Origin of the sequence: Hafnia alvei, from assembly GCF_900095695.1 — a bacterium.
Classification (GTDB): domain Bacteria; phylum Pseudomonadota; class Gammaproteobacteria; order Enterobacterales; family Enterobacteriaceae; genus Hafnia; species Hafnia alvei_B.
Map to the genome: position 1 here is coordinate 65218 of NZ_FMIQ01000004.1, position 10787 is coordinate 76004.

General features: G+C 49.8%; 8 protein-coding genes. 5 read left to right on the forward strand and 3 right to left on the reverse strand.

Annotated features, from left to right (window positions below):
• Nucleotides 1–200 precede the first annotated feature (200 nt).
• The 3 genes from bcsG to bcsE are packed head-to-tail and all read right to left on the reverse strand — an operon-like array spanning nt 201 to nt 3635.
• Nucleotides 201–1868, reverse strand: coding sequence for a cellulose biosynthesis protein BcsG (gene bcsG, locus BN1044_RS01035; protein ID WP_072307185.1), 1668 nt, complete (start codon nt 1866–1868; stop codon nt 201–203).
• Nucleotides 1855–2076: a cellulose biosynthesis protein BcsF gene (bcsF, locus tag BN1044_RS01040; protein WP_072307186.1), complete on the reverse strand. Its 222-nt coding sequence runs from the start codon at nt 2074–2076 to the stop codon at nt 1855–1857. Before bcsF ends, bcsG begins: the two co-directional genes overlap by 14 nt.
• On the reverse strand, nt 2073–3635 hold the full coding sequence (gene bcsE, locus BN1044_RS01045) for a cellulose biosynthesis protein BcsE (protein ID WP_072307187.1): 1563 nt from the start codon (nt 3633–3635) through the stop codon (nt 2073–2075). The genes bcsF and bcsE overlap by 4 nt, the downstream gene beginning before the upstream one ends.
• Nucleotides 3636–3923: 288 nt before the next feature.
• On the opposite strand from bcsE, the gene bcsR reads away from it, so the two are divergent.
• The 5 genes from bcsR to bcsZ form a co-directional block, all read left to right on the forward strand.
• The gene (gene bcsR / locus BN1044_RS01050) at nt 3924–4121 is read left to right on the forward strand and encodes a cellulose biosynthesis protein BcsR (RefSeq protein ID WP_025799534.1); all 198 of its coding nucleotides are present in this window, start codon (nt 3924–3926) and stop codon (nt 4119–4121) included.
• A complete protein-coding gene (gene bcsQ, locus BN1044_RS01055) occupies nt 4121–4876 on the forward strand; it encodes a cellulose biosynthesis protein BcsQ (RefSeq protein ID WP_072307188.1) in 756 nt (251 codons plus the stop codon). The genes bcsR and bcsQ overlap by 1 nt, the downstream gene beginning before the upstream one ends.
• Nucleotides 4873–7446: a UDP-forming cellulose synthase catalytic subunit gene (gene bcsA, locus BN1044_RS01060; protein WP_072307189.1), complete on the forward strand. Its 2574-nt coding sequence runs from the start codon at nt 4873–4875 to the stop codon at nt 7444–7446. Before bcsQ ends, bcsA begins: the two co-directional genes overlap by 4 nt.
• Before the next feature lie 138 nt (nt 7447–7584).
• Nucleotides 7585–9891 (forward strand): cellulose biosynthesis cyclic di-GMP-binding regulatory protein BcsB, encoded by a 2307-nt coding sequence (gene bcsB, locus BN1044_RS01065; protein ID WP_072307193.1) that lies wholly within the window; start codon nt 7585–7587, stop codon nt 9889–9891.
• On the forward strand, nt 9891–10787 hold an 897-nt coding region (bcsZ, locus tag BN1044_RS01070), incomplete at its 3' end, for a cellulose synthase complex periplasmic endoglucanase BcsZ (RefSeq protein ID WP_081329507.1). The genes bcsB and bcsZ, both read left to right, overlap by 1 nt.

Consider the following 10787-nt stretch of genomic DNA (forward strand, 5'->3'; position numbering starts at 1 on the left):
TACGTGTATTTACAGATATATATTGTTGGGTTAATGATGCATTAAAATATCCATATTAAAATAACGTCTACTCGGGGAAGATATATTTCCTGTATATGTAAACATATATCGGCATAATGTGAAAACATGTTTTTTATAGCGATAGGCGCAAGAAAAAGGCTCCCATTTGGGAGCCCTTCTAGCCGTCTAAAGATGGCGTGTTATTGCGGGTAAGGAACCCAATCACCGCCGTTGAGGCGAATGTAAGGCTTGCCCTGATACTGAATAACAATGGCATTATCGTTTTCTGAAACTGGCGCAGTTTGTGGTAATCCTTTCAGCAGATCCTGCCAATTCACGCTTGCCTCGGTGAAGAGTTTGCCGTCAACGGAGCGGGCAACCAGCTCGGAAAGTGCCAGATAGCTGCTTGGCTGATCGACAACGATTTCAGAAGGTTGTGGTGCTTTCATGCCGATAAACTTGATGCCCACGGGTACGTGAGTGATGCTTGGGCTTGGTATATCGCGCAGGCCAGACATCTGCATTTTATCTCCTACTAGCGCGGCACCATGTTCAGGCACAACCACAACCATAATTTTACGGTTTGATTTCTCCAGTTGGGTAAGGAAAGTATCCAACTGATCAAACAGCTTCTGAGCGCGAGGCTTATAGTCGGCGACCTTACTGCTGCCAACCATTCGGTTGCCATCGTGCAGCGGTATCAGGTTAAAGAAGGTTGCGGTACGCGCATCCCCTGATTTTTCAACCGTTTGCTCCCAGCGTTGCAGCACTTCGAGATCGTTGAAGATGGGCTCGCCGTCAAAGGAAGTCAGCTCGTTTGAGATACCGGCCTGAGACTCTAACGGTGGCTGCAAATCGGCATATTTACGCAAGTCTTCCAAGTAGTTACCGAACTTACCGCTGTGGTCCATGATCAGGTTCTGACCAAAGCCTAGCTTAGCTAAATTATCAATTAGATAGCACTGCTGGCCTGCGGCTGAATAAAGTTCTTTATGTGAAGGCTGCCCGCAGCTGGCGCGTAACAAGCGGATAGACGCCGGACCACTGTAGGCAGTGGCTGAGTTGAAGTTTTTAAACAGAATATCGAAGTGTTTCCACAGCGGATGATCCTGTAAGCCAATCGAATCAACGTCAGACCATGCTAAAGAACAGATGTTGATAATCAGCAAATCAAAGGGTTGTGCATCAGTCGGTAGCGTTGCTGGGAACTGAGTTTGACGCTGTTTTTCACTGGCATAGAACGCATCGAGATAAGCCGACAAGTTCTTGCTATCCGGTGGCGCCGTTTGTGCCGGTAGATCACCTAACGCGGCGGCTGGCGCCGAGCCTGCATTGGCGTTGGTCGTTGATGCTGCCTCGGTATTATTACTCGTAATATCAGGAGTTAATGAGATCGCAGGGCCAGCAATTTGCAACACGTTCAGCCAAACCAGCGCACCTACCACGAATACCGTAATGCGGATCCACTGTGAGATAAACAGGTAGCCGACCAGCATCACGAAACCAACGCCAATCATCTTCCAGTTAATAAAGCGATTCACCAAATCCAGCAGATAGGAGGCCGAGAAGCCAGCCAACTGTGAACCTTGGCTCATAATACTGTTGATCCCCGGTAACCAGGTGTCGTGATAAAACAGACCAATACCAATAGGGATCGCAATCCAATTACGCCAGCGGTGCAAACGCGTATTTGGCAGAGGGAAAAGCAAAAAAGCGAGGAAAATCAGGTTGGAAAGCGCATCAAAGTTGAGATAGCCAAACCATAAAAGGGCAAACTTAAGCAGAAAATAAAAATTCCAACCGCCTAGCCCACGCCAGTAGTGCCACAGGTCCGCTATATTGTTTTTGGTATTACTATTTTTGATCATTTTTACGGTCTACCGTGACTGAAGTGTTACGTTGTAAACGAGTATTACGCCGCAAGATCCCCTCGGATTTCAAATAGCGTGGCGTGAATAAAACCTGACGTACCGACTGAAGCAGCATCGGTAATTTTTTACGCAAATAGTAGCCTAATGGCAGCAAAATCACCGCGCAAAGCACGATAAGTTGCAGTATATCCGTACCGTTCATCATTCAGCACGCTCCTGATGTAAGGCCAGAGACAGGCTGATAGGCTGCGGCGAATGCCGAGGTGCATGTTCTTCGGCCACTGGATTGCTTTTATTGCTGACCAACGGCGCGAGTCTGTCGGAAAGATGCCAGTTGGATGGCTTATTAAGCTGCATTTGCTGCAGTTCCGTGATGATCAGTTTGTCTTGATACCAGACCATGCGGTTGGAGAAAACTTCTTCAACCGGCAGTGGGAAGATGTGTTTAAGAGCAACATCTAAGTCATTGATTCTGCATGATGAAAGGAACAGTGTTAGCCGATTCTCATCAATAGTGACTAAATCTCCAAAGCGACGAGCACGACAGAGCGTGAGAGCTTGTTCGGTGCGAAGCCCAGGTACTGGGCGCAATGCCACCAGAATTCCTTTGCTGTCTTCTGGTAATAATGCGTTATTCATCAATGATATCAACGTTTCACAGAAAGGATTGTAAGGAATATATCCTTTCAAATTCAGTGGGCGCATTGCATCAATGAGCAAATTAATATCTGCAGGAACATGGCGTGGATAGGTTTGCCCCTGAATCCCTTCTAACATAGTCAAACAGCGTGAAAGCGGCGCATTATGCGGCACAATCAGGTTAGCCCCGCAGGCGAGTAGCAAGCGCTCATCGCTAAAACGCAGGCAAGGGGCGCTTTCGCGTACCACTAATTTAATAATCTTGCCGCGTTGACGACGTAAGGTGTGAATGTTGCGTGCGAGCGCATCGAGCTGATCGCTGTTCGAAAGCTGAAATACCAGCGTTGAGGCTTGTGCTGCATAGGCTGCATTAAACAGTGCCAAATTGCTTTCAAACAGATGCCAATGTTCTGATAACGGTGGTGCGCCTTCCAGCACGCCTTTATGAGCGAGATAGAGCTGTTCATCGTTGCGCGGCTGTGGTGCCTGAGACGTATCTTCTTGCGCATGCCAACCTTGCTCATCAAAATAGACGCTGACGTCTTGCTGAGCGGTTACACCATTTTGGTTACACCAATACGCCACGTCATAACGGTGCAAATCCTGCAGCCAACGCAGGCTCGCAAGGCCGCATAGGGTGCGGTGTTGAGATTGTAGCGTTGCTCTTTGATTATTCGCACTTTTTCCGTAATCTAAAATCAATAGCGTGCAATTTTGTTGGCGCAGCCAGCGGGCGGTATTTCTCATCCAGTCGGTCAGCTCATAAGGCTGTAATTGTTCCCAAATACTGGAGGGAGTTAACAGTACCAACAGGCGGTTTTTCGGGTTTAAACCCCGCATCAAATCTTCAGTCAGCTGAAATAACGCTTTTTTATTTTCGGGCAGCGAATAGATAGGAAGCTTGTCGGGGCCATGAGCGTAGTTGGCGCTGATGATGTCCTGCGGAGGATGATTAACGCTGATTAATGCCGCGCGTGTTTCCGCAGGCTGGCTAGAAATAACCTGCTGGCAAAAGCTTTTGGCATCAACTTCACGGTCTGCGCTCACCCAGTAGAGACCAGGAGCCTGCATAATGAGAAGTTCATCCCATAGTTGATGAACCCCAAGAGAAAACGATAGCGCCATAAGAGTTTAATTTCTCTGAATGTGATTATGCCCAGTAAAGCTGATGTTTTTATCGAATTGACAGATTTATCTTAGCCACACGAAATTCATTTGCTTGCTGTTTTGCTGTAACGTCGATTATTTGAAGGGCATCAGTTTACTAGCGAAAAAGCATAAAGGAATGTAACATTATAAATAATTCACGACAAATTACTAAGACTGATATGTTCTCGCTATTATATTGTAGCAACAGCTTTTCTTTATCTAGCTATAATCATAAACCATAGCCGATTTTTCACGGATAGCAGAATGAATGATAAAAGAAATAATCCGATTGAGAATAGCCCCACGTTCACTTTTCAAAATGATATTGCGGCCTTAAGCAAAGCATTTTCTATTCCCAAAATCGACTATGTTGATATCTCTAGACAAGAACATATGAATGAAGTGATCCGTCGCTGGCCTCTTTTGGCGGAGCTGATGCAATTTGCAGGGAGCGCTAAGTAATGGCAATTATTGCTTTACAGGGAATGCGAGGGGGGGTGGGAACCACATCTATCACCTCAGCGTTAGCGTGGGGATTGCAGCAACTGGGTGAGTCTGTGCTGGTTATCGACGTTACTCCAGCGAATTTGCTACGTATGCACTTTAATACTGATTTCACCCATACGAACGGCTGGGCGCGTGCTGAATTTGATGGTACTGCGTGGCAAGATGCGGCACTGCGTTACACCGACCTGCTTGATTTCCTGCCTTTCGGGCAGATTAGCGCAGATGAACATGCGCAATTTTTCACGGATATTGACCGTTGGACACACTGGGCGCAAAACATTCCTGCATTGCGTGCCAGTGGGCGCTATAACTGGATTTTGCTGGATGTGCCAAACGGCATGCATCCGCTGGCACAACATTTTACGTCTCTTGCCGATGGCGTGATTAACGTTATTGTTCCTGACACCAACTGTCATACACGTCTACATCAGCAGGCGTTGCCGCAGGGAACTTTCCTGCTCGCTAACCAACTGCTCGCCACCAGTAAACTACAAGAAGATATCTATCAGCTGTGGCTGCAAAGTCTGCCTTCGCTATTGCCCATGGTGATTCATCGTGATGAAGCGATGGCTGAGGCGAGCGCCGCCAAGCAGCCAATCGGTGAGTATTACCCTCACTCTCTAGCAACTGAAGAAATTATGACGCTTGCCAACTGGTGTTTGCTGCACTTTGATGCTGATGGCAACGTTGCCGATGGGTCGGCGGTATGAGGTGGATACTCGATCTGTTTTTAATGACGCCGGTGCGCCAGACGTTGGCTGAACGCTATCGCCAATATCGTCAGTATAATGAGGCTTCTCGCCTTGGCGCAGCGCTGGGCTGTTTTTGGCTGGCAATGGCATGGTTTTTCCTAAAGCTAGAATCTCCACGCTGGCAGCAGATCCGTAGCCAACAAACCACACTTTTCCCCCATATTGATGCACAGCGTCCACGCCCATTAGATATCGTTCGTTATGCCATTCAGAGCCTATGGCTGATCGTGTTCTCGATGCATCGCTCGGCAAAAAGGTATGGCTTGGGTGAGCGTTTTAAAGGCCTGCATAATCGCGACCATGAGTGGCTGAAAAGCCTGCCTGATAAAGTGCAGGAACACGGAGCCGAAGAGTCTGAAGAGGCTTTTAACCGTTTAGGGCAGGGCGTACGGCGTATTATTTTAGGCGTGATGTGCGTTTTCTCTACCATCCTCGCGTTGTTGTGTATCTCACAACCATTCGATTTAAGTTCCCAGTTTGTTTTTGTGCTGCTGCTATGGGGCATCGCCATGGTGGTGCGCCGAATTCCAGGGCGGTTCTCGTCTTTGATGATGATTGTGCTGTCGTTAACGGTTTCCTGCCGTTATATCTGGTGGCGTTATACCTCAACGTTGAACTGGGACGACCCGGTCAGTTTAATCTGTGGGCTGCTGCTGCTAGCCGCAGAGACCTATGCGTGGGTGGTGTTGGTTCTGGGATATTTCCAAACCATTTGGCCGCTTAATCGCCAGCCAGCACCGATGCCGGAAGACGTTAAGTCGTGGCCAACCATTGATATTATGGTGCCCACCTACAACGAAGACATGAGCGTGGTTAAACCAACGATCTACGCGGCGTTGGGCATTGACTGGCCGAAAGAAAAGCTGAATATCTGGCTGCTGGACGACGGTGGCCGTGAAGAGTTTCGTGAATTTGCTGAAACGGTAGGTATTAAGTATGTTGCCCGAACGACGCATGAGCATGCTAAAGCAGGGAACATCAATAATGCCCTAAAGCAGGCGACAGGCGAATTCGTGGCGATTTTCGACTGCGACCACGTGCCAACGCGTTCATTCCTACAGTTAACGCTGGGCTGGTTCTTTAAAGACAAAAAGCTCGGCATGATGCAGACGCCGCATCACTTTTTCTCTCCCGATCCTTTTGAACGTAACCTTGGCCGTTTCCGCCGCACGCCGAATGAAGGCACTCTGTTCTACGGTTTGCTGCAAGACGGTAACGATATGTGGGATGCGACCTTCTTCTGCGGTTCATGTGCCGTATTACGACGCACTGCACTGGATGAAGTGGGCGGAATTGCCGTAGAAACCGTGACGGAAGATGCGCATACCTCGTTACGTTTACACCGCCGCGGATGGACATCGGCCTATATCCGTATTCCACAGGCGGCGGGTTTAGCCACGGAGAGTCTGTCGGCTCATATTGGTCAACGTATTCGCTGGGCGCGCGGCATGGTGCAGATTTTCCGTTTGGATAATCCGTTATTTGGCAAAGGGTTAAAGCTAGCGCAGCGTATTTGCTATGCCAACGCCATGCTGCATTTCTTATCGGGTATCCCGCGACTTATCTTCTTAACCGCACCGTTGGCGTTCTTGCTGATGCACGCCTACATTATTTTTGCCCCAGCGCTGGCTATCGCCTTGTATGTTATTCCGCACATTGTGCATTCCAGCCTGACCAACTCAAAAATCCAAGGCAAGTATCGCCATTCGTTTTGGAGTGAAATCTACGAAACGGTTCTGGCGTGGTACATCGCTCGTCCAACTACGGTGGCGCTATTTAATCCGCATAAAGGGAAATTTAACGTTACCGCCAAAGGTGGCTTGGTTGAGCATCAGCACGTTGACTGGGTGATTACCCGCCCGTATCTGATTTTGGTTCTGCTGAACTTTGCCGGGCTGATTCTGGGAATTTGGCGTATGTCATTCGGGCCAGAAGATGAAATCTGGACGGTGGCGATGAGTATGGTGTGGGTGTTCTACAACATGGTCATTTTAGGCGGTGCCGTGGCGGTATCGGTTGAAACTAAGCAGGTTCGCCAGTCTCACCGTGTCGAAATTGCGATGCCTGCCGCAATTGCGCGAAAAGACGGCCATATTTTCCCTTGTACGCTGCGTGACTATTCTGATGGTGGCGTGGGAATTGAGCTACGCTCAGGCAATGTGCTCAACGATGGTGAAAATATTACTCTGATGCTTAAACGTGGGCAGCAGGAGTATTCATTCCCATCCAAGGTGACGCGCGTCTTCGGGCAAAAAGCCGGTTTGCGCATGGATAACATGAGCGTGGCCCAGCATATTGAGTTTATTCAGTGTACGTTTGCCCGCGCAGATACGTGGGCGCTGTGGCAAGACAGTTTTGCCGAAGATAAACCGGTCGAGAGCTTGGTGGATATTTTGAAACTCGGCTTCCGTGGCTATCAAAGCCTTGCCGACTATGCACCGCCAGTTTTGCGTAGCGTGTTTGTTGGATTTACCACTCTGGTTGCGTGGACGGTGTCGTTTATTCCACGTGGGGTGAGCAGAGCTTAAGTAGGCAGGAAAAAATAATAAGCGTTTCGGGACTTTTCTTTATTCATTGATTTCAAGGCGCAGCGGAGACTCTCTGTGCAATGAAATACGAAGAGTAAAGTGGTGACTCAGACATTGGCTCAACATGATGATAATGCGATGAATAAAAAAATATTTTGGCTAACTGCTGTGGCATTGGGTATTAGCACCTTGGTGCATGCTGAGCCGGTGTCTCCTGTCACCGAACCAGAAAATGTGGCGACAACAAATGCCGCTACGACCGCATTGACCGATCCCGCCGTGCCGGCACCTCAGGTTGTTGGGATCCCGACGCGTGACGTTAACTTAACCTTCGCTAAGATTGCACCGGCGCCGGGCAGTATGCATTTGCGCGGCGTTGATCCTACCGGTCAATTTGAATTTGGCGTGCGTAGCGATGAAGTGGTATCGAATGCGATGCTGAACTTAGAGTTTACGCCGTCGCCTGCGCTATTCCCCGTGGAGTCTCAGGTAAAAGTTTTTCTTAACGATGAACTGATGGGCGTGTTGCCGATTACGAAAGAGCAGTTGGGTAAGAAAAACAGCGCACAGGTGCCGATTGATTCTCGTTACATCAGCGATTTTAACCGCGTGCGCTTAGAGTTTGTTGGTCACTATCGTACCGTTTGTGAGAACCCAGGGAGTACCGCACTCTGGTTGGACGTCGGCAAAAACAGCTCCATCAGCCTGACCTACCAAGGGTTGCCGCTGAAAAATGATTTGTCGCATTTCCCTGAACCTTTCTTTGACGCTCGTGATTACAGCGCGCTAACGCTGCCTATCGTCTTTGCCGGTCAGCCTAACTTGTCAGAACAACGCGCTGCGGGCGTGCTGGCATCTTGGTTTGGTAGCAAAGCGCAGTGGCGTGGGCAAAACTTCCCCGTTCTGTTTAACCAACTGCCGGAAAAACACGGCGTAGTGTTTGCGACTAACGATAAGCGCCCTGATTTCCTGCGCGACTATCCAGCCGTGAATGGACCAGTGGTTGAGATGATCAGCCGTCCAGATAATCCGTATGTGAAATTGCTGCTGGTGCTGGGTCGTGATGATAAAGATCTGATGACGGCGGTACGCGGTATTGCGCAAGGTAACATTCTGTTCCGCGGCGAAAGCGTTGAGGTTGAGGGCGTTAAAACTCTGACGCCTCGTGTGCCATACGATGCGCCAAACTGGGTGCGTACCGATCGCCCAATGACGTTCTCTGAGCTGCAAACTTATGCGGAACAGTTGCAAGCGACAGGCCTAGAACCGTCGCCGATTAGCGTAACGTTAAACCTGCCGCCAGACCTGTTCTTGATCCGTAGTACCGGCATTGATATGCGTATGAAGTATCGTTACACGTCGCCTGCGACAGAAGACGGTTCCCGCATGCGGATCAGCCTGAACAATCAGTTTATCCAATCGTTCAATTTGGTGCCTGAGCAAGATAAAGGCGCATTGCTAATGCGGCTGCCGTTGTTCCAAGGGCTGATTGATAAAAACACCGACGTGGCCATTCCAGCCTTGAAACTGGGCGCAAGTAATCAGCTGCGCTTTGATTTTGACTACGCGAACCCGATTTCCGGTGGTTCGATGGATAGCTGTGTGACTTCACAGCCTGTCCCTAACACGGTGGCCATTGACGGCACTTCAACCATCGATTTCTCAGGCTACCGCCACTTCATGGCGATGCCGGATTTACGCTCATTTGCTAATGCCGGATTCCCGTTCAGTCGGTTAGCCGATTTGTCAGAAACTGAAGTGGTGGTGGGTAAACAATCCACGCCGGCTCAGGTAACGGCCATGCTAAACGCTTTGGGCAGCATTGGCGCACAAACCGGTTTCCCAGCGCTGAATGTATCGCTGACCGATGACTGGGCACAGGTGAAAGATAAAGATACCGATGTGCTATTGATCGGCTCTATTCCTGATGCATTAAAACAGGACGACAAAATCGACCTGCTGGTAGATGCAACGGAAAGCTGGGTCAAGATGCCGATGCGTCAGCCTAATCTCGATACCATCATGCCAGAAGCTTCTGCGATGAAGCCTGACTCGCAGACCACCATTCGCTCTGACGGTGCCATGGCGGCGGTGATTGGCTTCCAGTCTCCGTATCACGATCAGCGCAGCGTTGTGGCATTACTGGCCGATAGCCCACGTGGTTATAGCCTGCTTAATAACGCGATGATCGACAGCGGTAAGAAAGCCTCTATGTCGGGTTCTGTTGTGGTCATTCGTGAGTCTGGGGTGAACAGTCTGCGCGTGGGCGATGTTTACTACGTGGGGCATCTGCCGTGGTGGGAACGTCTGTGGCATGTATTCTCGACTCACCCGATTCTGGTTGCCGTGCTGTCTGCTGTGAGCGTGGTGCTGCTGGCCATTGTGCTATGGCGTTTGCTGCGGATCTTACGTCGTCGCCGTTTGTCTCCTGATGAGCGTGACTAATGATGTTTAGGTTTTTCACTCAGTCCCCCTGCTGTGGGGGACGACATGAGCCGAGATTCAGCGCGGTTGCGCTGTGTCTACTCCTGCTGAGTTTTTGTACTCAAGCCGCCGCTACCTGTGATTGGCCTGAGTGGCAGCAATTCAAGCAGCACTATATCAGTGAACAAGGGCGTGTGATCGACACCAGCAGCCCGCAGAAAATTACGACTTCTGAAGGCCAAAGCTACGGCCTGTTTTTCGCTCTAGTGGCGAATGATCGGCCTACGTTCGAAAACATTCTGCAATGGACGCAGAACAATTTAGCGCAGGGCGATCTGAGCGCTCGCTTACCCGCTTGGCTATGGGGAATGAAAGAGAAAGGCGAAAACGGCAAGCAAGAATGGGGCGTTCTTGATACCAATTCGGCTTCCGATTCCGATCTTTGGATTGCTTATTCACTGATGGAGGCGGGGCGTTTATGGAAGGTGCGCAGCTATCAGTCTCTGGGGGTTTTGCTGCTTCAGCGTATCGCTCGTGAAGAGGTGGCTTCTCTGCCGGGGTTTGGCGAGATGCTGCTGCCGGGCCGCGTCGGTTTTGCACATTCACCAGTATGGACCGTTAACCCAAGCTATTTACCGCCGCAGTTGATGGCTCGTATGGCAGGTTTTCATGGGCCTTGGGCCGCGCTGCATAAGAATAATCAGCGGTTATTGCTGGAAAGTTCACCAAAAGGGTTTGTTCCTGACTGGATAGACTGGCGCAAAGACAAAGGCTGGGAACCCACGCCGGATAAGCCTAACGTCAGCGGTTATGACGCGATCCGTGTTTATCTGTGGGCGGGCATGATGGCCGATAACGATCCTAACAAAGCCGTGTTGGTTAAGCAGTGGCAGCCGATGGCGACGATGACCGCCGAG